This window comes from Mycobacterium sp. NPDC003323 (assembly GCF_053589535.1).
In genome coordinates, this window is record NZ_JBSFSB010000011.1 from 84,161 (window position 1) to 105,809 (window position 21,649).

At 67.8% G+C, this 21,649-nt stretch carries 23 protein-coding genes; 6 read left to right on the plus strand and 17 right to left on the minus strand.

The features are described from left to right. Positions 1–14: 14 nt before the first annotated feature. From ACWDUN_RS22085 to ACWDUN_RS22095, 3 genes are all read right to left on the minus strand, one after another. Positions 15–869, minus strand: coding sequence for a 3-hydroxybutyryl-CoA dehydrogenase (locus ACWDUN_RS22085; RefSeq protein WP_449932138.1), 855 nt, complete (start codon positions 867–869; stop codon positions 15–17). An 80-nt stretch (positions 870–949) separates the two neighbouring features. Beyond that, positions 950–2,236 (minus strand): isocitrate lyase, encoded by a 1,287-nt coding sequence (gene aceA, locus ACWDUN_RS22090; RefSeq protein ID WP_449932139.1) that lies wholly within the window; start codon positions 2,234–2,236, stop codon positions 950–952. 249 nt (positions 2,237–2,485) lie between these two features. After that, the gene (locus tag ACWDUN_RS22095; protein ID WP_449932140.1) at positions 2,486–3,283 is read right to left on the minus strand and encodes an acyl-ACP thioesterase domain-containing protein; all 798 of its coding nucleotides are present in this window, start codon (positions 3,281–3,283) and stop codon (positions 2,486–2,488) included. Between the two features lie 61 nt (positions 3,284–3,344). Here ACWDUN_RS22095 and ramB point away from each other — a divergent pair, with 61 nt between their 5' ends. Next, positions 3,345–4,772, plus strand: a complete 1,428-nt coding sequence (gene ramB, locus ACWDUN_RS22100; protein WP_449932141.1) for an acetate metabolism transcriptional regulator RamB — start codon at positions 3,345–3,347, stop codon at positions 4,770–4,772. A 10-nt stretch (positions 4,773–4,782) separates the two neighbouring features. Then, on the plus strand, positions 4,783–5,334 hold the full coding sequence (locus tag ACWDUN_RS22105) for a carboxymuconolactone decarboxylase family protein (protein ID WP_449932142.1): 552 nt from the start codon (positions 4,783–4,785) through the stop codon (positions 5,332–5,334). 15 nt (positions 5,335–5,349) lie between these two features. On the opposite strand, the gene ACWDUN_RS22110 is transcribed toward ACWDUN_RS22105, so the two are convergent. From ACWDUN_RS22110 to lpdA, 3 genes are read right to left on the minus strand one after another with little or no spacing between them, the layout of a single operon-like run. Then, on the minus strand, positions 5,350–6,429 hold the full coding sequence (locus ACWDUN_RS22110; RefSeq protein WP_449932143.1) for a diguanylate cyclase: 1,080 nt from the start codon (positions 6,427–6,429) through the stop codon (positions 5,350–5,352). A gap of 48 nt (positions 6,430–6,477) precedes the next feature. After that, positions 6,478–6,753, minus strand: a complete 276-nt coding sequence (locus ACWDUN_RS22115) for a hypothetical protein (RefSeq protein ID WP_449932144.1) — start codon at positions 6,751–6,753, stop codon at positions 6,478–6,480. A gap of 10 nt (positions 6,754–6,763) precedes the next feature. Beyond that, a complete protein-coding gene (gene lpdA / locus ACWDUN_RS22120) occupies positions 6,764–8,158 on the minus strand; it encodes a dihydrolipoyl dehydrogenase (protein ID WP_449932145.1) in 1,395 nt (464 codons plus the stop codon). Positions 8,159–8,304: 146 nt separating this feature from the next. On the opposite strand from lpdA, the gene ACWDUN_RS22125 reads away from it, so the two are divergent. Continuing rightward, positions 8,305–9,180 (plus strand): cyclopropane mycolic acid synthase family methyltransferase, encoded by an 876-nt coding sequence (locus tag ACWDUN_RS22125; protein WP_449932146.1) that lies wholly within the window; start codon positions 8,305–8,307, stop codon positions 9,178–9,180. Here the strand turns inward: ACWDUN_RS22125 and ACWDUN_RS22130 are convergent. Genes ACWDUN_RS22130 through ACWDUN_RS22155 form a run of 6 tightly spaced genes read right to left on the minus strand, consistent with a single transcriptional unit; the run spans position 9,152 to position 14,344 of the window. Beyond that, entirely contained in the window at positions 9,152–9,766 is a 615-nt protein-coding gene (locus ACWDUN_RS22130; RefSeq protein WP_449932147.1) for an ABC transporter ATP-binding protein, read from the minus strand. The genes ACWDUN_RS22125 and ACWDUN_RS22130 overlap by 29 nt on opposite strands. After that, on the minus strand, positions 9,763–10,530 hold the full coding sequence (locus ACWDUN_RS22135; protein WP_449932148.1) for an ATP-binding cassette domain-containing protein: 768 nt from the start codon (positions 10,528–10,530) through the stop codon (positions 9,763–9,765). The genes ACWDUN_RS22130 and ACWDUN_RS22135 overlap by 4 nt, the downstream gene beginning before the upstream one ends. After that, positions 10,524–11,324, minus strand: a complete 801-nt coding sequence (locus ACWDUN_RS22140) for an ABC transporter permease (protein WP_449932149.1) — start codon at positions 11,322–11,324, stop codon at positions 10,524–10,526. Before ACWDUN_RS22140 ends, ACWDUN_RS22135 begins: the two co-directional genes overlap by 7 nt. Further along, positions 11,321–12,289 carry an ABC transporter permease gene (locus ACWDUN_RS22145; RefSeq protein WP_449932150.1) on the minus strand — a complete coding sequence of 323 codons (969 nt, stop codon included), beginning with the start codon at positions 12,287–12,289 and terminating at the stop codon, positions 11,321–11,323. Before ACWDUN_RS22145 ends, ACWDUN_RS22140 begins: the two co-directional genes overlap by 4 nt. Beyond that, entirely contained in the window at positions 12,277–13,842 is a 1,566-nt protein-coding gene (locus ACWDUN_RS22150; protein ID WP_449932151.1) for an ABC transporter substrate-binding protein, read from the minus strand. Before ACWDUN_RS22150 ends, ACWDUN_RS22145 begins: the two co-directional genes overlap by 13 nt. A gap of 31 nt (positions 13,843–13,873) precedes the next feature. Beyond that, complete coding sequence (locus ACWDUN_RS22155; RefSeq protein ID WP_449932152.1) at positions 13,874–14,344, minus strand: DUF779 domain-containing protein; 471 nt, start codon at positions 14,342–14,344, stop codon at positions 13,874–13,876. Positions 14,345–14,378: 34 nt separating this feature from the next. Between ACWDUN_RS22155 and ACWDUN_RS22160 the strand changes: the two genes are divergently transcribed. Genes ACWDUN_RS22160 through ACWDUN_RS22170 form a run of 3 tightly spaced genes read left to right on the plus strand, consistent with a single transcriptional unit; the run spans position 14,379 to position 17,384 of the window. Continuing rightward, positions 14,379–16,391 carry a prolyl oligopeptidase family serine peptidase gene (locus tag ACWDUN_RS22160; protein WP_449932153.1) on the plus strand — a complete coding sequence of 671 codons (2,013 nt, stop codon included), beginning with the start codon at positions 14,379–14,381 and terminating at the stop codon, positions 16,389–16,391. Positions 16,392–16,396: 5 nt separating this feature from the next. Further along, positions 16,397–17,092, plus strand: coding sequence for a hypothetical protein (locus ACWDUN_RS22165; protein WP_449932154.1), 696 nt, complete (start codon positions 16,397–16,399; stop codon positions 17,090–17,092). 10 nt (positions 17,093–17,102) lie between these two features. Next, a complete protein-coding gene (locus ACWDUN_RS22170; RefSeq protein ID WP_449932155.1) occupies positions 17,103–17,384 on the plus strand; it encodes a hypothetical protein in 282 nt (93 codons plus the stop codon). On the opposite strand, the gene ACWDUN_RS22175 is transcribed toward ACWDUN_RS22170, so the two are convergent. Genes ACWDUN_RS22175 through ACWDUN_RS22195 form a run of 5 tightly spaced genes read right to left on the minus strand, consistent with a single transcriptional unit; the run spans position 17,357 to position 21,628 of the window. Beyond that, a complete protein-coding gene (locus ACWDUN_RS22175) occupies positions 17,357–18,208 on the minus strand; it encodes a hypothetical protein (RefSeq protein ID WP_449932156.1) in 852 nt (283 codons plus the stop codon). The genes ACWDUN_RS22170 and ACWDUN_RS22175 overlap by 28 nt on opposite strands. 15 nt (positions 18,209–18,223) lie before the next feature. Beyond that, positions 18,224–19,081: a polyphosphate kinase 2 gene (gene ppk2, locus ACWDUN_RS22180; RefSeq protein ID WP_449932157.1), complete on the minus strand. Its 858-nt coding sequence runs from the start codon at positions 19,079–19,081 to the stop codon at positions 18,224–18,226. A 60-nt stretch (positions 19,082–19,141) separates the two neighbouring features. Continuing rightward, positions 19,142–20,653 carry an aldehyde dehydrogenase family protein gene (locus tag ACWDUN_RS22185; RefSeq protein ID WP_449932158.1) on the minus strand — a complete coding sequence of 504 codons (1,512 nt, stop codon included), beginning with the start codon at positions 20,651–20,653 and terminating at the stop codon, positions 19,142–19,144. A gap of 53 nt (positions 20,654–20,706) precedes the next feature. Continuing rightward, positions 20,707–21,219 (minus strand): mycothiol transferase, encoded by a 513-nt coding sequence (locus ACWDUN_RS22190; RefSeq protein ID WP_449932159.1) that lies wholly within the window; start codon positions 21,217–21,219, stop codon positions 20,707–20,709. A 25-nt stretch (positions 21,220–21,244) separates the two neighbouring features. After that, entirely contained in the window at positions 21,245–21,628 is a 384-nt protein-coding gene (locus tag ACWDUN_RS22195; protein WP_449932160.1) for a VOC family protein, read from the minus strand. Between the last annotated feature and the right edge of the window lie 21 nt (positions 21,629–21,649).

Here is a 21,649-nt window from a genome sequence, read left to right on the forward strand (position 1 = left end):
CTTATTAGTCGTGCTCAGTATGTATAGAATCCCTGGCCCGACTTCTTGCCCAGCTGACCGGCCTCGACCATGCGCAGCAGCAGCGGCGGCGGGCCGTACAGCGGCTCCTTGAACTCCTCGTACATCTTGTCGGCGATGAGCTTGAGGGTGTCCAGGCCGACCAGGTCCGACAGCCGCAGCGGTCCCATCGGGTGGGACAACCCGCCGACGACGGCCTTGTCGACATCCTCGACCGAGGCAAACCCGGACTCGACCATGCGGACGGCCGCGAGTAGGTAGGGCACCAGCAGGGCGTTGACGACGAACCCGGACCGGTCCCCGCAGCGCACGACCTGCTTGCCCAGCGCCTCGGCGGCGAACTGCTGGGTGCGTTCGATCGCCGCGTCGCTGGTGACCAGCGTGGAGATCAGCTCGACCAGCGGCAGCACCGGCACCGGGTTGAAGAAGTGCAGACCGAGCACGCGCTGGGGATTCTTGGTGGCCGCGGCGATCTTCATGATCGGGATGCTGGAGGTGTTCGACGCCAGCACCGCGTCGGGGTCGGTGACGATCTCGTCGAGCTGGGCGAAGACCTTGGTCTTGACGGTGTCGTCCTCGATGATCGCCTCGATCACCAGCTGGCGGTCGGCCATCTCGGCCATGTCGGTGGTGAACGACAGCCGGGCCAGCGCGGCATCCCGGTCGGCCTCGCTGAGCTTTCCCTTGGCGGCCGCGCGATCCAGCGACGCCGTGATGCGCGCCTTGCCCGCGTCGAGATACTCCGCGGCCGGCTCGTAGACGACCACCTGGGCGCCGGCCTTGGCGCACACCTCGGCGATACCGCCACCCATCTGCCCGGCGCCGATGACGCCGACCCGCTCGATACCCACTGCTTCTCCTCATCCCCGAAAAACGGCGTCAGGCCCCGCCCGCAGGTGGCGGACGAGGCCTGACGCTATCAACTCATGACTCAGTGGAACTGACCCTCTTCGGTCGAACCGGCCAGCGCGGTGGTCGAGCTGTTCGGATCCACCGTGGTGGCGATCTTGTCGAAGTAACCGGCGCCCACCTCACGCTGGTGCTTGGTCGCGGTGTAACCGCGCTCCTCGGCGGCGAACTCGCGCTCCTGCAGCTCGACGTAGGCCTTCATCTGCTCGCGGGCGTAGCCGTGAGCCAGGTCGAACATCGAGTAGTTCAAGGCGTGGAAGCCGGCCAGCGTGATGAACTGGAACTTGAAGCCCATCGCACCCAGCTCGCGCTGGAACTTCGCGATGGTGTCGTCGTCCAGGTGCTTGCGCCAGTTGAACGACGGCGAGCAGTTGTAGGACAGCATCTGGTCGGGGAACTCGCTCTTGACGCCTTCGGCGAACTTCTTGGCCAGCTCCAGGTCCGGGGTGCCGGTCTCCATCCAGATGAGGTCGGCGTACGGCGCGTAGGCCTTGGCGCGGGCGATGCACGGCTCCAGGCCGTTCTTCACCCGGTAGAAGCCCTCGGCGGTGCGGTCACCGGTGATGAACGGCTGATCGCGCTCGTCCACATCGGAGGTGATCAGGGTCGCGGCCTCGGCATCGGTGCGGGCGATGACCAGGGTCGGGACATCGGCCACGTCGGCGGCCAGACGCGCCGAGGTCAGGGTGCGGATGTGCTGCTGGGTCGGGATCAGCACCTTGCCACCGAGGTGGCCGCACTTCTTCTCCGAGGCCAGCTGGTCCTCCCAGTGCGAACCAGCGACACCGGCGGCAATCATCGCCTTCTGCAGCTCGTAGACGTTGAGCGCGCCGCCGAAACCGGCCTCACCGTCGGCCACGATCGGGGCCAGCCAGTTCTCCACCGAGCGATCGCCCTCCACCTTGGCGATCTGGTCGGCGCGCATCAGCGCGTTGTTGATGCGGCGCACCACCTGGGGCACGGAGTTGGCCGGATAGAGGCTCTGGTCGGGGTAGGTGTGGCCGGACAGGTTGGCGTCACCGGCGACCTGCCAACCCGACAGGTAGATGGCCTTCAGGCCGGCGCGGACCTGCTGGACGGCCTGGTTACCGGTCAGCGCGCCGAGCGCGTTGACGAAGTCCATCTCGTGCAGCTGCTCCCAGAGCACCTCCGCGCCGCGGCGGGCCAAGGTGTTCTCCTCGACGACGGTGCCCTGCAGCGCGATGACGTCGGCCGGGGTGTAGGTGCGCGAGACGCCCTTCCAGCGTGGGTTGTGGTCCCAGTCGTGCTGGATCTGTTCCGGGCTCTTCGGCGTGCCAACGGTGGACATGGCTGCTCCTTCGATAGTGGCCAACTCGGCGTTATCTGTTAACGCTGCAGCGGTTTCGCTGAGCTGATAGACCGAGGATGCCTCATCAAATATCCGCAGGTCCACCCGTTTAACCTGCCAATTTTCTCCAACCGGTCATGCCAATTTGCTAATCTTGCGAAGAAGCCTTGGCACTTTACCGGTTCAGAAGCTACTCGCCGGTAGCCGATATCCGCTGGTCAGTACGCCCGTACTGTTAAAACTGGTCGATCACAGCGCGAAGACCGATGCCACCGCTTTCGTCTCGTCGCCGACGGCATATGTGAGCGTTGTAACAGTGCGATCGGCGAGCTCCGACCCGAACTTGTCGGTCGAGCCTGCCGGGTGGGTGTGCTTGATGATCTCCAGCCGGTCGCCCAGCGCCACCGGCAGATCATGCTCGATGGTGACCCGCAGCGGGTTCTTGAGCAGTTCGGGCTCGGTGGCGAGGTAGTCCTCGACGACGCTCCAGTACACCGAGTTGTTCATGTGGTCGAAGATGTCGATATCGCTGACCCGCACCGGGTACGGGCGCACCTCGTCGGCATCCTCGCGGCTACCGGCCTTCAGGTAGGTCTTCCAGCGCAGCCGATTCACGTCGGTGGTGCGCTGCAGGCCGGCCAGGAAGTCGTCGGAGATGCGCGCGGGACCCTGCGTCTCGCGGTTGATGTTGATCCAGAACGCCTCGGATTCCATCAGCCCGCCCTTGCGTCCGTCGATGCGGACCCGCATCTCGCACCAGCGGTTCGAGGTGCCCGAACACCACCGCCGCAGCCGCAGCATGTCCTTGAACTCGATCGGCTCGATCAGATCGACCATGGTGCGGCGCACGATCCAGAGCGGATGGGTCTCCTCATAACCCATCTCGCGCAGCTGGTCCGAGCCGATGTCCTGGATGTGGCGGGTGGCGGCGTCGAACTTCAGCCGGCCGGCGCGGTCGACGTCGGCGACGCGCAGCGGCCACTGCGTATCGAACACATCGGGGTGCGGATCGGGTACGGGCATCATGGTCTTGGCCAAGCCGGTCATGTTTCCAATATGGTCTGCGAACAATGCAAAGCCAACATTTGCAACGGCTTAGGCTGGTGCGATGGCCAAGACCTTCGTCGGATCGCGGGTGCGCCAGCTGCGCCGCGAGCGGGGCTTCAGCCAGGCCGCGCTGGCCCAGATGCTCGACATCTCCCCCAGCTATCTGAACCAGATCGAGCACGACGTACGGCCGCTGACGGTGTCGGTGCTGCTGCGGATCACCGAGGTGTTCGGCGTGGACGCCGGATTCTTCGCCTCCCAGGACGACACCCGACTGGTCGCCGAGCTGCGCGAGGTCACCCTGGACCGTGACCTCGACGTCGACATCGATCCCGCCGAACTCGCCGATGTCGTCAGCGCCCATCCCCAGATCGCCCGCGCCATGGTCAATCTGCACCAGCGCTATCGCCTGACCACCACCCAGCTGGCCGCGGCCACCGAGGGCCGGTTCAGCGCCTCCGAATCGGGATCCGGCGCGATCACCATGCCGCATGAGGAGGTGCGCGACTACTTCTATCAGCGGCAGAATTACCTGCACGAGCTCGATACCGCCGCCGAGGACCTCACCATCCGGATGCGCATGCACCGCGCCGAGTTGACCCGTGAACTGTCCGACCGGCTGACCCGCGTGCACGGGGTGCGCATCGTGCGCCGCACCGATCTGGGCGAGGGCGTGCTGCACCGCTTCGACACCGAGACCCGCACCCTGGAGCTCGGCGGCCACCTGTCCAGCGGCCAGTACGTGTTCCGGCTCGCCGCCGAACTCGGCTTCCTGGAGTTCGGCGACCTGATCGACAAGCTGGTCGCCGACGGCAAGTTCACCAGCGACGAGTCGCGCACGCTGGCCCGGCTGGGCCTGGCCAACTACTTCGCCGCGGCCATCGTGCTGCCCTATCGGCAGTTCCATGAGATCGCCGGCAGCTTCCGCTACGACGTCGAGCGACTGTCGGCGTTCTACGCGGTGTCCTACGAGACGATCGCGCACCGGTTGTCGACGCTGCAGCGCCCCGACATGCGCGGCGTGCCGCTGTCCTTCGTCCGGGTCGACCGGGCGGGCAACATGTCGAAACGTCAGTCGGCCACCGGATTTCACTTCTCCTCCAGCGGCGGCACCTGCCCGCTGTGGAACGTCTACGAGACCTTCGCCAACCCCGGCAAGATCCTGGTGCAGATCGCCCAGATGCCCGACGGGCGCCACTACATGTGGGTGGCTCGCACCGTGGAACGGCGAGCGGCGCGTTACGGCCAGCCCGGCAAGACCTTCGCGATCGGGCTGGGCTGCGAACTGCGCCATGCGCACCGGCTGGTCTACTCCGAGGGCCTGGACCTGGCCGGCGACCCCACCGTCTCGGCCACCCCGATCGGCGCGGGCTGCCGGGTCTGCGAGCGCGACAACTGCCCACAGCGGGCCTTCCCGGCGTTGGGCAAGGCGCTCGACCTCGACGAGCACCGCAGCACGGTGTCCCCGTATCTGGTGCGCAGTACCTAGACTCGGGTCCGTGAGCGCCGATACCGCCCCTGCCCGTATCCCGCCCGGCGGATTCCGTGAGCTCGGCCCGCTGAACTGGGCCATCGCCAAGATCGGCGCCCGCGGCATCCGCGCCCCCAAGTTCCACCTGTTCAACGTGCTCGGCCAGCACCGGTTGCTGTTCCTGGCCTGGCTGCCGTTCTCGGGTTACCTGCTGTATGCGGGCAAGCTGGACCGCAAGGACGCCGAACTGGTGATCCTGCGGGTGGGACACCTGCGCAACTGCGAGTACGAGCTGCAACAGCATCGCCGGCTCGCGCGCAGCCGTGGGCTGACCGCCGACATCCAGGCCGCGATCTTCGAGGGTCCCGACGCCGAGGGACTGGCCCCGCATCAACGGGTGCTGATCGCCGCAACCGACGAGTTCGTCATCACCCGATCGATGTCGGCCGAGACCTGGACCGCGCTGTCCAAGCTGTACAACCGCGCGCAGATCATCGAATTCTGCACGCTGGCAGGGCAATACGATGCGCTGGCCGCCACCATGGAGACGCTGCGGATCCCGCTGGACTTCCCCGACTGACCGGCAACCGCGCACTCAGCACAATGCGCTGGAGGCCACCACCCGGTCACCGCCGAGCGCCTTGGCCTCGTACATCGCCCGGTCGGCGGCCGGGATGACGTCCCCGAGCCCGGAGTCCAACTCGACGCACACGGCCACACCGATGCTGACGGTGACGGCAGGCTCGGCGGGCGCGGCGACGGCCGCCCGGATCCGCTCGGCGACGACCTCGACCTGCCCGGCCGGGATCCGGTCCACCACTAGGAACTCCTCACCACCCCAGCGCACCACCACCGCGTGCGGGCAGACACTGGCGCGGATCCGGCGCGCCGTGCGGATCAACACCTCATCACCGACCGCGTGCCCGAGGTTGTCGTTGACCCATTTGAATCCGTCGACGTCGATGAGCAGCGCGCACAGATCGGTACCCGCGGCAGCACCCTCGTTGAGCCGGCGCACCGCGAACTCCAACCCGCGGCGATTGGTCAGTTCGGTCAGCGGATCGGTCAGCGACTGGATGGAACTGCCCTGGAGCAACCAGAACCCGAACTGCAGCGCCGGCAGGACGCACACCGTCACCGCCAGGGCGATGACCGCTCGCGACACCGCGACCTGCAGGCCGTAGTCCGAGAGGACCATCCACGTCGCGATGCCGATGACCGAGGCGGTGCACCACAGGATGTGGGCCACGTGCAGTCGCGGACCGTGGAAGAAGACCACGTAGCCGCCGGCGCACAACAGGATCAAGATCCCGGACATGGCCAGGCTGGGATCGCCGAACAGCAGCGCCGACAGCGTCATCAGGATGTCGACGCCGACCACCAGCGCCGCGGAGGTGCGTTCGGTGGGCCACGGCCGCAGCACCCAGCGCGCGGACCAGGCCAGCGAACCGATCGACACCACGGCCCAGCCGATCCGGATCAGCGGGGTGTCGTTGACCGGCGGCATGAATGCGTTCAGGGCACCGAGCAACCCCATGATCGTGCCGATGCCGGCGATCATCCACCGCAGGATCGGCAGCAACCCCCGGGCACGCAGGAACTCGATCCGCCACTGATAGTCGTCGCGCTGGCGCCACCACTGAACCAGCAGGTCACTGCGTCCCCCGTCGCCCACGGGGACATTGTCACAAATTCGCTACGCAGCGTCCTGAAAGTGCGCGAGCTACAGGTAAGTCACACCCAGCACGGTGAGGGTCAGCAGCACCGGCGCCACCGGCACCGACCACAGGAACGCCGTCCACACCCGGTCCTGGCGCTGATGAGCGCGCCAGCCCAGCGCCGCCACGGCCGCGGCCAGCACGACGATCACCCCGGACACGACCAACACCCAGAACGGCACATCGCTGGTGTTGATCGCCAGCGAGATGGCCAGCAGCCACAGCATGTGGCCGATGACCAATCCGCCGATCGCGGCGACGATCACTGCCCGGGACGGCACACAGCCTCCGTCAGAAGTTGATCATGTGGCCGGCCAGGCCGTGGATGGCTTCCTGCAACGCCTCCGACAACGTCGGGTGGGTGTGCACGTTGCGGGTCAGCTCGTTGACCGTCAGATCCCACTTCTGCGCCAGTGTCAGCTCGGGCAGCAGCTCAGAGACATCGGGCCCGATCAGGTGCCCGCCCAGCAGCTCGCCGTACTTGGTGTCGGCGATCAGCTTGACGAAGCCGGTCGGATCGGCCAGACCGTGCGCCTTGCCGTTGGCGGTGAACGGGAACTTGGCGACCTTGACGTCGTAGCCCTCGTCGCGGGCCTGCTGCTCGGTCAGACCGAAGCTGGCCACCTGCGGCTGGCAGAACGTGGCGCGCGGCATCATCCGATAGTCGCCCAGCGTTAGCGTCTCGGCACCCCCGATGGTCTCGGCGGCCACCACGCCCTGTGCCTCGGCGACGTGGGCCAGCTGCAGCTTGCTGGTCACATCACCGATGGCGTAGATGTGGCCCACGCTGGTGCGCATGTGGTCGTCGATGTCGATGGCCTTGCGCTCGGTCAGCGCGACCCCGGTGTTCTCCAGCCCGTAGCCCTCGATGTTGGGCGCGAAGCCGATGGCCTGCAGCACCTTGTCGGCCTTCAGCTCCTCGGTCTTGCCGTCCTTGCTGACGGTGACGGTGACCTCGTCACCGGAGTCCTCGATGGACTCCACCTTGGTGCCGGTCAGGATCTTCACGCCCAGCTTCTTGTACTGCTTCTCGATCTCCTTGGAGACCTCGGCGTCCTCGTTGGGCAGCGCGCGCGGCAGGAACTCCACGATGGTGACGTCGACGCCGTAGTTCTTCATCACGTAGGCGAACTCCATGCCGATGGCACCGGCGCCGGCGATGATGATCGATCCGGGCAGCTCCCGGGTCATGATCTGCTTCTCGTAGGTGACGACGTTCTCGCTCAGCGAGGTGCCGGGCACCAGGCGCACCGAGGACCCGGTGGCGATGATGGCGTTGTCGAAGGTGACGGTCTCGGTGCCACCGTCGTTCAGATCAACTGCGATGGTGTTGGCGTCGGTGAACTTGCCGTAGCCGTGGATCTCGGTGATCTTGTTCTTCTTCATCAGGAAGTGCACGCCGGCGACGCGGCCGTCGGCGACCTTGCGGCTGCGGTCGAAGGCGGCCCCGAAGTCGAAGCTGGCCTCACCGGTGATGCCGAAGGTCTTGGCCTCCTTGGTGAAGATGTGCGCCAGTTCGGCGTTGCGCAGCAGCGCCTTGGACGGGATGCACCCGACATTCAGGCAGACGCCGCCCCAGTACTTGGGTTCGACGATCGCGGTGTTGAGGCCGAGTTGGGCAGCACGGATGGCCGCCACATATCCGCCGGGTCCGGCTCCGAGTACGACGACGTCATAGTGAGTCACGGATACCACCTTATCGGGGTCGCCGGGCGGACAGAGATTGAGATGCTGGCAATATGGGTACGCCCCGTCGAGCAAAAACCCGTCCGGGTCTTCGGCTGCTCCGAATACCTTTAGGTGTGTCGCACCGCGACCAGGAAGGCAACATCATGCCGAAGCACATGGCGCCTCACTTCGAGGACGTTCAAGCCCATTACGACCTGTCAGACGACTTTTTCCGGCTGTTCCTGGACCCCACCCAGACCTACAGCTGCGCGTACTTCGAGCGCGAGGACATGACGCTGGAAGAGGCCCAGTTGGCCAAGATCGACCTTGCGCTGGGCAAACTCGGCCTCCAACCAGGCATGACGCTGCTCGACATCGGCTGCGGCTGGGGTGCCACCACGCGCCGGGCGGTGGAGAAATACGACGTCAACGTCGTGGGTCTGACCCTGTCGAAGAATCAGGCCGAGCACGTGCAACGCAGCTTCGATGCGATGGACTCCGCCCGCGACCGCCGGGTCCTGCTGCAGGGCTGGGAACAGTTCGGTGAACAGGTCGACCGCATCGTGTCGATCGGCGCGTTCGAGCACTTCGGATTCGATCGCTATCGCGACTTCTTCCGGATGACCTACGAGGCGCTGCCCGACGACGGCGTGATGCTGCTGCACAGCATCTGCAACTACAGCCGCGAGGCGGCGCAGGCCAAGGGTCTGCCGCTGACCATGGAGGGCATCCGCTTCGCGAAGTTCATCGCCGAGGAGATCTTCCCGGGTGGGCGGCTGCCGTCCATCGACATGGTGAAGGACTACTCGGCCGAGGGCGGTTTCACCCTGACCCGTGAGCATTCGCTGCAACCGCACTACGCGATCACGCTGGACCACTGGGCCGAGGCGCTGCAGGCGCGCCGCGAGGAGGCCATCGAGATCCAGTCCCAAGAGGTCTACGACCGGTACATGAAGTACCTGGTCGGTTGCGCCGACCTGTTCCGCAACGGCCAGATCGACGTCGTCCAGTTCACGTTGGAGAAGTCCGCCAAAGGCTGACCCGCCGGTCGGCGAGTGCCGCGACGAGATCCGGGTCGTGGCTGACCAGGACGACGGCGGCGCCGTCGGCGGCGATCTGGCGCAGCAGCGCCACCACCGCGGCCGTCGCGATCGGATCGAGCATCGCGGTGGGTTCGTCGCACAACACCGTGCCCGCCCGCTGCGCGAGCACCCGCCCCAGACACGCCCGCTGTAATTGCCCGTCGCTCACCTGGGCCGGGTAGCGCGCGAGCAACTGCGCGTCCAGCCCCACCCGGGCGGCCAGCGTCTCGACATCGGCGCGGCCGCCGCGGATCGCGACGGGTTCGGCGATGATGTCGCGCAGCGTCCAGCGCGGGTTGCACACCAGACGCGGATGCTGGGCCAACAGCGCGACCGATCCGCGGGGTGCGCTGGGCTCACCGCCATACCTGACCTGCCCGGCATCGGGTCGCTGTAATCCGGCCAGCACCCGCAGCAGGGTCGTCTTGCCGCTTCCGGATTCTCCGCTGACCCCGGTGATCGTGCCGGCCGGGGCGTCGAGGTCGACGGCGTCGAGCACGGTCCGGGTGCCGAACCGGACCGTGATCCGCCGCGCCGAGATCACGTGGGCACCGTCTGCAGCAGAGCACGGGTATAGGGATCGGCGTCGGCCGCCGCATCGACGAGCGGCGACTGGCGCAGCATCCGACCGTTGCGCATCACCGCGATATCGGCGCACACCGCGGATCGCAGCAGCGCGGGCATGTCGTGGGTGATCACCAGCACGGCGGCACCGTCCGCGGCGGCCTCGCCGAGCAGCCGCCACACCAGCGCGGCGTTGTCGGGGTCCAGGGCCGAGGTCGGTTCATCGGCCAGCAGCAGGCCCGGACGTCCCGCCAGGGCGGCCGCGATCGCCGCACGCTGGGCCATCCCCCCGGACAGCTCGAACGGATAGCGGTGCGGCGTATCGGCCGGCAGCGCGACGGCCTGGCACAGCTGGGCCGGTGTGCGGTCCGCCTGCAGACGGGCGCAGATCTCGGCGAGCTGCGAACCCACCGTCCGCACCGGGGTGAACGACGTGGCCGCGGACTGCGGGACCAACCCGATGTGTCGCCCACGCAGTGCGCGCCAATGTTTCTCGTCACCCGCGCCGACCTCCTGCTCGCCGACGAACACCCGGCCGGTCACCACCGCGCCCGGCGGCATCAACCCCGTCAGGGCCGCGGCGACCAGCGACTTACCGCACCCGGACTCGCCCACCAGCGCGGTCACCGATCCGGCCGGCACGTCGAGGTGGACTTCGTCGAGCACCCGCACCCGCGCCGCACCGCGGCCGCGACGGATGGCGATGTCCACGGTCAGCGCGTCCAACCTCGCCCCGGTCACCACACCTGCCCCACGGGTGCTCGGTGCCGTCGCCGGGCCGATGCGCCGGCACCGGCGAAGGCCAGTGCGGTCAGCACCAGCGCCGTCCCCGGCACCGCCAGCGTCCACCACGCACCGCTGAGGACGGCACCGCGCGCCTCGCTGAGCAGGGTGCCCAGACTGGCCCGGTCCGGGGACAGTCCCACGCCCAGGAACGACAGCGTCGACTCGTGCCACACCGCGTGCGGTAGCAGCATGATCATGGCGACGAGCGCCTGACCGGTGACGGCGGGCAGCAGATGCCGGCGTGCGATGAACCACCGGGATGCGCCCGCCAGCCGCGACGTCTGCACCCAGCCCGCATCGGCCACCGCGAGCAGTTCGGCGCGCACCACGCGGGCCACCGCGGGCCAGTGCGTCACGGCTATCGAGGCGATGATCGCCAGCGGCGCGCCGCGCCACATCGCGGCGATGACGATGCCCACCACCAGGTGCGGCAACGCGTTGACACCGTCGACCAACCGCATCACCACGGCGTCGAACCAGCCACCGAACACGGCCGCGGCGACCCCGACGAGCAGCCCCAGCAGCGATGCCGCCACCGCGCAGATCGCCGCGATCACCAGTGAAACCCGCAGTCCCTCAGCGGTGCGCACCAGCAGGTCGTAGCCCGAGTGGTCGGTGCCGGCCCAGTGCGCCGCACTTGGTGGACGCAGTGCCGCGGAGAAGTCGGCGACCTGCTCGCCGGCCGCCAGCGGGATCGCGACCGCGGCGAACGCCATGAGCGCCAACAGGATCCACGGTGTACGCGCCCTCATGCCCGGATCCTCACCCGCGGATCGATGGCGACGGCGGCCGCATCCGAGAGGGCCGAACCGGCCAGCACCGCCAGGGCGGCTCCCACCGTCAGCGCCGCCAGCAGCGGGAAGTCCAGGGCCGCAGCCGATTGCACCAGCACCGCGGCCATGCCGGGCCAGCCGAAGACGGTCTCGACGATCGCCGCGCCGGCGATCAGTTCCGGCAGTCGGGTGCCCAACAGCGCCAGCGTCGGCAGCACCGACACCGGGGCCACGTGCCCGCGCAACAATGCCCAGCCGTGCACCCCGCGGGCGCGGGCGGCGCGCACCGCGTCGGATTCGACACCGGCCGCCACCGCGGCGCGCATGGTCAACAGCAGCCACGGGATCATCGACACCGTCAGCGCCAGCCACGGCAGGATGCCGTGGTGCACCACCCCGGCGACGGTGTAGTCGGCCCCCGGCGCGGCGGCGCCCGATGCCGGCAGCCAGCGCAGCCCCACGGCCACCGCCATCACCAGCGCCATCGCGACCACGAACGGGGGAACCGCGGCGAACACCACCGCCAGGCCGGTACAGCAGCGGTCCACCCAGCCACCGCGGCGCATGCCGGCCACGGCACCGAGCAGGATCGCCACCACCGCCGCGGACACCAGCGCCGCGCCCGACAACATCAGTGTGAACGGCATGCGTTCGGCCAGCACGGTGGTCACCGGCTGCGACTGCGTGGAGGAGAAACCGAGGTCGCCGCGGACCAGACCGCCGAGCCACCGCCACCACGCCTGCCACCACGGCACGTCGGTGCCGTAGGCCGCCCGCATCGCCGCGCGCTGCGACTCGGTGGCGAACTGATAGTTGCCGCCCAGATAGGCGGCCAGCGGATCGAACGGAGACCGCGACGCGACCCAGAACATGGCCGCCGAGATCGCGATGGTCAGCGGGACGGCGACACCGATGCGGATGCCGAGCAGTCTCAACGGCGCCATGCGGCCAGATTCCACCAGGGGCCCCACCCGACCCCGTGCGAATGCGGTTCCAGGATGGGCGCGCTCTGCTGCCAGCCCAGATCGCGGTAGCCGTAGGCGTGATCGACGAACACCAAAAACACCTGCGACGGCGCGGCGACGTAGGTGGACTGGATCCGGCGGTACAGCTCGTCCTTGGCCGCCCCCGACGGCGCCGCACTCGCCCGCTCCAGCAGCTCGTCGAGGCCCGGCGCGGTGAAGTTGCCGGGGTTGGCATACGGCGAGGAATCGGCGACCCGGGTGTGCAGGGTGTCATAGACCTGGGCGTCGATGCTGTAGGGCGTCGAGCCGCCGCCGAGCACCACCGCGCTGTCGCCGAACCGGGTGTCGATCTCATCCCAACTGGTGCCGCGCGGGCTGACGTCGACCCCGAGCGGGCGCATCGCGGCGGCGAAGGCCACCGCCAGATCGCGCCGCAGGGTGTCCTGGGCGTTGTAGAGCACCTCGAATTGTGCTCGCGCTCCGCCCTTTTCGCGAACACCGTCGGCACCGACCCGCCAACCGGCGGCGTCGAGCAGACGCCGGGCACCGTCGGCGTCGAACCGGAACTCGGCCGCCGGGTCGTGGGCCCGGCCGTAGACGGTGGCGACCGGGGTGCCGGCCGGCCGGCCGTAGCCCACCAGCACATCGCGCACCAGCGCCTCGCGGTCGACGCCGATGTTCATCGCCGAGCGGGCGGCCACGTCCGCGGTGAACGCATTACCGGCCGGCAGCGCGATACCGCGCCAGTCCGCCGAGGCGACACCGACGGTGCGGATCCCGTCGGATTCGATGGCGTCGAGCAGCCGCGGCGGCAGGCTGGTGCCGTCGACCGCGCCGGAGATCATGGCCTGTGCGCGGGCGTTGGCGTCCGGGGTGTAGGTGTAGACCACCCTTTTCAGCTGGGCCGGTTCGCCCCAGTAGTCCTCGCGGGCGACCATGACGGCCTGATCGGGCCGCAGGCTTTCCAGCCGGTAGGGCCCGGTACCCACCGGTTCGGTGTTCACGGCCCAGTCCGCGGCCGGTGCCGCCTCGATCTTCTCCGACGGCAGGATGCCCAGCAGCAGATAGGGCCGCGGGTCTGCGGCGGTGTTCAGGACGACCGTGACGGCGTCGGGTCCGTCGGCGGCGATGTCGATGATCGGCGCGATGGACGTCGAGATCTCCGAGGCGACGGCCGGGTCGCGCACCGCGTCATAGGTGGCCACGACATCGGCCGAATCGAGGGCACTGCCGTCGGAGAACACCACGCCGGTGCGCAGCGGGATGCGCCAGCGGTTGGGTCCCGCCGGTTCGGGTTCCCGACCGGCGAGGGCCGGAACCAGATCGGGCAGCTCGGTGTCGGTGTCGGCGGCCGGACGGAACAGTCCGTCGTACAGCGGTGAGACGCCGGACTCGGCGTATCCGTTGACGGGGTTGTAGCCGCCCAGTTCGTAGCCGTCGGACAGCACGATCTGATCGGTGGTGCCGTCCTGGGACGCCGCGCTGCAGCCGGCGAGCAGGGCGACGCACAGCCCCACCGCCAGTCGTTTCATGTGTCCATCTGAACACATGAAACAGAAAAGTTCAGCGCGTGAGCCCCGGCACCGGGCAGGCCTCGGCAGCTTCGGCGACGATCCTGGTCTGCTCGTCGACCGGGCGCTGCCCGGCCTCGTACATGGCGCCGGTGATCGGCGGCCCGAGTTCGGCGTTCTCCTCGTCGGTGAACACCCGCCCGCGGCTGAGGAACCGCTTGCCCTCCGGAGATTCCAGGCTGAAGCCGCTGCCGCGGCCGGGCACCACATCGATGATCAACTGGGTGTGCTTCCAGACGTCGAACTGCGGTCCGGAGATCCACACCGGCACCCCGTCGCCCACGTCGAGCACGCCGAGCAGGATGTCGCGGTCGCCGACGATGAAGTCACCGTCGGGGTAACACATCGGCGACGACCCGTCACAGCATCCACCGGATTGATGAAACATCAACGCCCCGTGCTGTTTCTGCAATGTGCTCAGAAGCTCCGCCGCGGGCGCGGTGATCAGGGCTCGGCTGGTCATGTCTTCAGGTTACGCGCACGGTATGAATGAGCACATGGCTATAGATCCACCCGTCGCTCCGCTCGCCCAGGAAGACCCGCATGTCTGGCTGGAAGACGTCACCGGCGACGGCGCCCTGGACTGGGTGCGCCGACACAACGAACCGACGCTGGCCGAGTTGGGTGATGCCTATTTCGAGGCGATGCGCGCCGAGGCGCTGGAGGTCCTCGACACCGATGCCCGCATCCCCTACGTCCGGCGCCGCGGTGAGTATCTCTACAACTTCTGGCGTGACGAGGCCAATCCGCGCGGGTTGTGGCGGCGCACCACCCTGGACAGCTACCGCACGGATCAGCCGGACTGGGACGTCGTCATCGACGTCGACGCGCTCGCCACCGCCGATGACACCAACTGGGTGTGGGCCGGCGCCGACGTCCTGGAACCGGACCATTCACTGGCCCTGGTCAGCCTGTCGCGTGGCGGTGCCGATGCCGTCGTCATTCGCGAATTCGACATGCGCACACGCGAGTTCGTCGCCGACGGTTTCGAACTGCCGGAGGCGAAGACCCAGATCAGCTGGGAGGATCCGGACACGCTGCTGGTCGGCACCGACTTCGGCGAGGGGTCGCTGACCGATTCCGGGTATGCCCGGTTGGTCAAGCGCTGGCGGCGCGGCACCCCACTGACCGATGCCGTGACGGTGTACGAGGGCGAGCGCGCCGATGTCATCGTCGCGGCATCAGTCGACCGCACGCCGGGATACGAGCGCACGCTCATCAGCCGGGCGGTCGATTTCTTCAACGACGAGATCTACGAGCTGCGCGGCGAAGAACTGGTGCGCATCGATGCACCGACCGATGCCTCGGTGTCGGTGCACCACGACTGGTTGCTCATCGAACTGCGCACCGACTGGGACCACTACCGGGCGGGGTCGCTGCTGGCCGCGGACTATGACGAATTCGTCGCCGGCACAAAGAACCTGACGGTCGTGTTCGAGCCAGACGCGCGGACCAGCCTGCATCAGTACTCCTGGACCCGCGACAAGCTGGTGGTCGTGACGCTGGCCGACGTCGCCAGCCGGGTACAGATCGTCACCCCGGGATCCTGGACGTCCGAGGAGCTGGCCGGGGTGCCGGCCAGCTCCAATACCGTGATCGCGGCGGCCGATTCGCACAGTGACGAGATCTTCCTGGATTCAAGCGGTTTCGTGACCCCGTCGCAGTTGCTGCACGGCACGGCCGACGGGCCCGTCACCGCGATCAAGCAGGCGCCCGGCTTCTTCGATGCGACGGGTATCGAGGTGAACCAGCATTTCGCCACCTCGGCCGACGGCACCGCAATCCCCTATTTCGTGGTGGGCCGCCCCGGCGCGACCGGTCCGACCCTGCTCGGCGGGTACGGCGGCTTCGAGGTGTCGCGCACACCGGGTTATGACGGAGTGCTCGGCCGGTTGTGGCTGGCACGCGGGGGCACCTACGCCCTGGCCAATATCCGTGGCGGTGGCGAGTACGGGCCGAGATGGCACACGCAGGCGATGCGCGAAGGCCGCCACCTGGTCGACGAGGATTTCGCGGCCGTGGCGGCCGACCTGGTGGCCCGTGGCATCACCACCGTCGAGAAGCTGGGCGCTCAGGGCGGCAGCAACGGCGGGCTGCTGATGGGCATCATGCTGACCCGCTACCCCGACCGGTTCGGGGCGCTGGTGTGCAGCGTGCCACTGCTGGACATGAAGCGCTTCCACCTGCTGCTGGCCGGCGCCTCCTGGGTCGCCGAGTACGGCAACCCCGATGATCCGGCGGACTGGGAGTTCATCTCGAAATACTCGCCCTATCAGAATATTTCGGCCGAGCGGACGTACCCACCGATCCTGATCACCACCTCGACGCGCGATGACCGGGTGCATCCGGGGCATGCCCGCAAGATGACCGCGGCGCTGGAGGAGGCCGGGCACCCGGTGAGTTACTACGAGAACATCGAGGGCGGGCACGGCGGGGCGGCCGACAACGCGCAGGCCGCGTTCCGGGCGGCGCTGATCTACCGGTATCTGTGGCGGACGCTCGATCACTGAGATCGATGACGGTTGATGACTGGGCGGAGATCGCCCTGATCGGCGCCTTCGTGGCCGCGATCGGCACAATTTTCGCCGACTGTGCCTCGCGCCGTTCCGTCGCCCGCGCGCTGTACTGGACGTGCGCCTACATCGCCGTCAGCTGCCTTGCCTTGGCGATGGTGCCGATGGGCTGGCACCACGTCATCGTCATCACCGCCTTCGGCACCGTTGCGGCCGTCGGCTACGCCTACTTCGAAACACCCTTCATCAAGATCAAAGGCCGCATCTACGCCGCCGAGGTCCGGCACGCACGCCCCGACCCCGCCGACGGCGAGCAGCCAGATCTGTCCCCGCCCAGGGAAATCGAGACATACGACGGCCGCCATTCAGCGGCGGTCGTCTGGTGGCTGATGGCGGCGGGGGCGTGCCTGACGGCTTTCGGATTGATCGTGACCCGGTGGCGGCCCGAACTCTTCGTGCTCGTGGCGATCGGGGCTGCCATCGCCGGATTCTTCGGTCTCGATGACGGCTCCCGCGGATTCCCGTATGCCAGGGGTCATCTGTTGCCCTTCCGCATCGCTGCGGCGGCATCGCTGGTCGGCGCCGGGATCCCGCTGTGGTGCTACCTCTACGGCTACCGGCGCGGGTCACGCAACCCCGGCTATGGCAAACACGACGCAGCGCGGCAACGGCTGCGCAAGCGACGCCGCGGACGCTAGGCTGACGCCGATGTCCGGATCATCGGTGTTCCTGCGCTATCTCGTCATCCAGGGAATGACGTTGACGTGCGGCATCGTCGGGCCGATTTTCCTGATCGTCTACTTCGCCGCCCAACCCGACGCCACCATCAAATGGATGTACTGGGCGGGACTTTTCATCACCACCGCAGACATCCTCATCGCGCTGGGCATCACCTCCGCCCTGACCAAGGGCGACCGCGCACCGCTGGATGTCAAAACCGCGCTGGCCATGGAGAAGTTGCGTCAGCGCTTGGAGAAGCCGTCCGCCTGACGGGCACCGCCCAATCCGCTCAGCAGCGCCACGATCACGCCGATGATCAGCACACCACCGCTGACGGTCAGGGTGAGGTTCAGCCAGACGTGCATGCTGTCGATCGCGTGCTCGACCATCACCTCGGCGACACCGCGGATGTTGCCCGTCGTCCGGTTCAGCGCGTCCTCGACGTAACGGCGCCCGATCTCGATGCCGGCCCACCCCGCCGCGCCGACCAGCAAGCCCGAAACACCAAGCGCGCCAATCATTTTGCCCCGGCGCCGGGACGCGGCCAGCGTCAGCAGGGCGAACACCCCGGTCAGCACCGCCACCCCGATACTGGCCCACGGGCCCCACACGGCGACCGGACGCAGCTGGCCCGGTCGAAGACCGCCTGCGGCGTCGGCGGTGATCGGGACCTGCATACCGTCCGGGACCTGCACGCCGAAATCGGTCAGCGTCTGCCTGATCGAGGTGTCCTCGAGCATCGGCGTCAGATCGACCGTCCACTGGCCCTGGGCGTCATCGGTGAACAGCCACCGGTGCACCACCCGGTTGGCGGCCGCGAACTGGCCGGGAAATACCTCGCTTGAGGTGTAGCCGTTGGCCGCGGCACCGATCAGGGTGGCCTGCGTGCCGGAGGTACCGGTCGCGGCGGTGATCTGGTCGGTCAGTTCGGCGGCCATCGGCTGCTGCAGCGCCGGATCGCGCGCTGCACCGGCCGCCAGGTCGGCGTACCCGTCCTCGCTGACCACGTGCTGCTGGGCCCACAGCGCGGGCACCGTGACGGCCAGCAGCGCCGTGGTTACCAGCCAGAGCAGGAGCGCCAGCAGTGACCGCATGGCACTCCCTTCACATCAGTCCGATAGCGCGCGTCCCACGATCAGCGGATCGGGCTGCCCGATCACCTCGTAGTCCTTGTTGTCGTAGTCGAACTTACTCAGCACATGGCGCATCGCGTTGATCCGGGCGCGTTTCTTGTCGTTGCTTTTCACCACGGTCCACGGTGCGGTCTCGGTATCGGTCCAGGCGAACATGTCCTCCTTGGCCGCGGTGTAGGCGTCCCATTTGTCCAGCGATGCCAGATCCGTCGGGGACAGCTTCCACTGCCGGACCGGGTCGACCTGGCGGATGGTGAAGCGGGTGCGCTGTTCGTTCTGGGTCACCGAGAACCACAGCTTGGTCAGGCTGATGCCGTCGTTGACCAGCATCTGCTCGAACAACGGGGCCTGGCGGATGAACTCGGCATGCTGCTTGGGGGTGCAGTACCCCATCACCCGCTCGACGCCGGCGCGGTTGTACCAGGACCTGTCGAACATCACGATCTCGCCGGCGTGGGGCAGGTGGTAGACGTAGCGCTGGAAGTACCACTGGGTACGTTCCTTCTCCGTCGGCTTCTCCAACGCGACCACGCGTGCGCCGCGCGGGTTGAGGTGTTCCATGAACCGCTTGATGGTGCCGCCCTTGCCTGCGGCGTCGCGGCCTTCGAAGACGATGACGTGGCGCAGCCCGTTGGCCTGGCTCCACTTCTGCAGCTTGAGCAGTTCGATCTGCAGCAGCCGTTTCTGCTCCTCGTACTCGGTGCGCTGCATCCGCTCGTCGTACGGGTAGTTCTCGCGCCAGGTGTCGACGACGTCGCCGCTGGGCATCAGCAACAGTTCGGGATCGTCGTCGTCATCGTCACGGACGGCGTAGCCGGAAACATCCAAAGTCACCGGCCGAAGCTATCCACCCGGACGTACCGGACGGTGACGCCCGGGTGAACAGCAAGAGATCTACTTCGCCGCGCGCTTCGGCCGGGCCAGCGCCATCTTGGTCATCATCCTGTTCATCCGGGCCAGCGCCTTGAGCGAGTTGTTGTAGTAGTTGCCGCCCGCACCCACATTCGTCCGCGGCACGACCACGGTCTCCTGGCGGCAGAACTTGCGCACCCCGTCGCCACCGCCGAAGCGGGCCCCGATACCCGAGGTCTTCCAGCCGCCCATCGGTGCGGTGGTGCACATCAGGTTGGAGATCACGTCGTTGATGTTGACGGCACCGCAATCCAGTTGCAGGGCAATGTCCTTGGCCCGGTCGACGTCCTTGGAGAACACCGCCGCGCTCAGACCGTACGGGCTGTCGTTGGCCAGTCGGACCGCCTCGCCGACGGAGGACACCTTCATGATGGGCAGCGTCGGACCGAAGGTCTCCTCGGTCATACAGGCCATCGAGTGGTCGACGTCGACCAGCACGGTGGGCGGGTAGAAGCTGCCCTTGCCGTCGGCACGTTTGCCGCCGGTGAGCGCCTTGGCGCCCTTGGCCAGCGCATCGTCGACATGCTTGGCGGTGACCGCGACCTGCGACTCGTCGATCAGCGCGCCGAAGGCAAAGCCGTCACCGGCGCCCACCTTCAGGTTGTTGACGGCCTGCACGACCGCGTTGACGAACTGGTCGTAGACCGGTTCGAGCACGTACACCCGCTCCACCGAGACGCAGGTCTGCCCGGCGTTGAACATTGCGCCCCACACCGCGGCATTGGCGGCCAACGGGATGTCGGCGTCCTCAAGGACGATCATCGGGTCCTTGCCGCCGAGTTCCAGGCTGACCGGGGTGAGCCGGCGCGCGGCGCGTTCCATCACCTTGGCGCCGGTCGCGCTGGACCCGGTGAACTGGATGTAGTCGCTGGCGTCGATGACGGCCTCGGACACCTCGCGTGCGCCCTGGGCCAGGGCGAGCACCTCGGGCGCGCCGGAGTCGAGCCAGCCGCGCAGCAGCACCTCGGCGGTCAGCGGGGTCCGCTCGGACGGCTTGAGCAGGACCGCGCAACCGGCGGCCAGCGCACCGATGGCATCCATCATCGCGTTGGCGACCGGGTAGTTCCACGGCGCGATGATGCCGACGACGGCACGCGGCCGGTAGTGCACGGCGATCTTCTTGATGGACAGGAACGGCAGCGGAGCCGGGCGGCTGTCCGGCGCCATGGCCTTCTCCACGGTCTTGATGTAGTACGACAGGATCATGATCAGCAGCGGCACCTCTTGGGCCGCATCGGTCGCCGACTTACCGGTCTCGGCGATCAACAGCTTCTCGATCTCCTCGCGGTGTTCACCGAGCCACACGGCGTAGCGGGCGAGCACCTTGGCGCGGCCCTTCGCGCCGCGGGCCTCCCATTCCTTCTGCGCTTCGCGCAGGCCGGCGGCGATCTGGGGGACGTCGGCGGCGTTGGTCCACCGCACCTCACCGGCGACCTCGCCGGTAGCTGGGTTCAGGATGATCGAGACATCAGAGCGGTCTGCAGTGGCAGTCATAGGCACATGCTAGACCCGGCCTGTGACGTAGCTCGCACCGGGGTTGACACCTGTCAAGTCGAGCGCAGGGTGCCCTTGATATAGCTCGCCTGCCCGAGGTGCTGAGCGCAGTCGTCGACGATGCTGACCAGCCTCGCGCTCGCCGTGACCGGAGGGTCCCAGCTGTCGTCGATGATGCGCTTGAGCTCGGCATCGTCGAGCGAGGCGAGGTACTCCAGCGTGACCTTGTGCACCGCGTGGTAGTAGCCGGCGAGCAGGTCGGCCGGGGCGCGCACCTTCGCCACTTCCTCGGGCGTGTGCCCGTAGCCCATATCGTTGCCCGGCAGGTCCAGCGCAAAGCGTTCCCGCCAGCCGTCGCGGGTCCACACCTGCTCGGTGCCGGCGATATCGCACAGCTGCAGATCCTGGCCGCGTGCGCTGTGCCAGATCAGCCAGGCGATGCTGTTGGCGCCGGCGACGGGCTGCCACGACGACACCTCGTCGGACAGCCCGTCGGTCAGCTCATCGACATGCTCGATCAGTCGCGTGAACGAGTCGCGCAGGAGTTCTCTCGCGGCATCAGTCATATCGCCAACCTACGCGCGCACGCCCTCAGTGCGCCGCGCCGTGGAAGACCGCCTCGACGTTGTTGCCGTCCGGGTCGCGCACGAACGCCCCGTAGTAGCCCGGGTGATACTCGGGCCACAGCCGGGGCGCATGCAGCGATTCGGCCCCGAGTTCGACGGCCGCGTCATGGAACGCCTGCACGGCATCGGCGTCGGCGGCCTGGAAGGCGAAGTGTGTCTCCCGGTTTGGGCCGGCGGCCTCACCGGCGCTCATGTCCGCGATCCAGAAGTCGGGTTTGCCCTCGGTGCCGTAACCGATGGCGACGTGATAATCCAGTTGCCGGGTGTACCCCAGCACGCCGAGGACCTTGTCGTAGAAGGCCTTCGACTTCTCCCAATCCGCGCAGTTGATTCCGAAGTGATCCAACACACGCTCACCGTACATTCGGGG

Excerpts from the sequence above, each read along its gene's own strand:
- aceA (WP_449932139.1), bottom strand. The coding sequence starts at position 2,236 with ATGTCCACCGTTGGCACGCCGAAGAGCCCGGAACAGATCCAGCACGAC.
- ACWDUN_RS22095 (WP_449932140.1), bottom strand. The coding sequence starts at position 3,283 with ATGACCGGCTTGGCCAAGACCATGATGCCCGTACCCGATCCGCACCCC.
- ramB (WP_449932141.1), top strand. The coding sequence starts at position 3,345 with ATGGCCAAGACCTTCGTCGGATCGCGGGTGCGCCAGCTGCGCCGCGAG.
- ACWDUN_RS22125 (WP_449932146.1), top strand. The coding sequence starts at position 8,305 with ATGCCGAAGCACATGGCGCCTCACTTCGAGGACGTTCAAGCCCATTAC.
- ACWDUN_RS22140 (WP_449932149.1), bottom strand. The coding sequence starts at position 11,324 with ATGAGGGCGCGTACACCGTGGATCCTGTTGGCGCTCATGGCGTTCGCC.
- ACWDUN_RS22145 (WP_449932150.1), bottom strand. The coding sequence starts at position 12,289 with ATGGCGCCGTTGAGACTGCTCGGCATCCGCATCGGTGTCGCCGTCCCG.
- ACWDUN_RS22150 (WP_449932151.1), bottom strand. The coding sequence starts at position 13,842 with ATGAAACGACTGGCGGTGGGGCTGTGCGTCGCCCTGCTCGCCGGCTGC.
- ACWDUN_RS22155 (WP_449932152.1), bottom strand. The coding sequence starts at position 14,344 with ATGACCAGCCGAGCCCTGATCACCGCGCCCGCGGCGGAGCTTCTGAGC.
- ACWDUN_RS22160 (WP_449932153.1), top strand. The coding sequence starts at position 14,379 with ATGGCTATAGATCCACCCGTCGCTCCGCTCGCCCAGGAAGACCCGCAT.
- ACWDUN_RS22165 (WP_449932154.1), top strand. The coding sequence starts at position 16,397 with ATGACGGTTGATGACTGGGCGGAGATCGCCCTGATCGGCGCCTTCGTG.
- ACWDUN_RS22170 (WP_449932155.1), top strand. The coding sequence starts at position 17,103 with ATGTCCGGATCATCGGTGTTCCTGCGCTATCTCGTCATCCAGGGAATG.
- ACWDUN_RS22175 (WP_449932156.1), bottom strand. The coding sequence starts at position 18,208 with ATGCGGTCACTGCTGGCGCTCCTGCTCTGGCTGGTAACCACGGCGCTG.
- ACWDUN_RS22185 (WP_449932158.1), bottom strand. The coding sequence starts at position 20,653 with ATGACTGCCACTGCAGACCGCTCTGATGTCTCGATCATCCTGAACCCA.
- ACWDUN_RS22190 (WP_449932159.1), bottom strand. The coding sequence starts at position 21,219 with ATGACTGATGCCGCGAGAGAACTCCTGCGCGACTCGTTCACGCGACTG.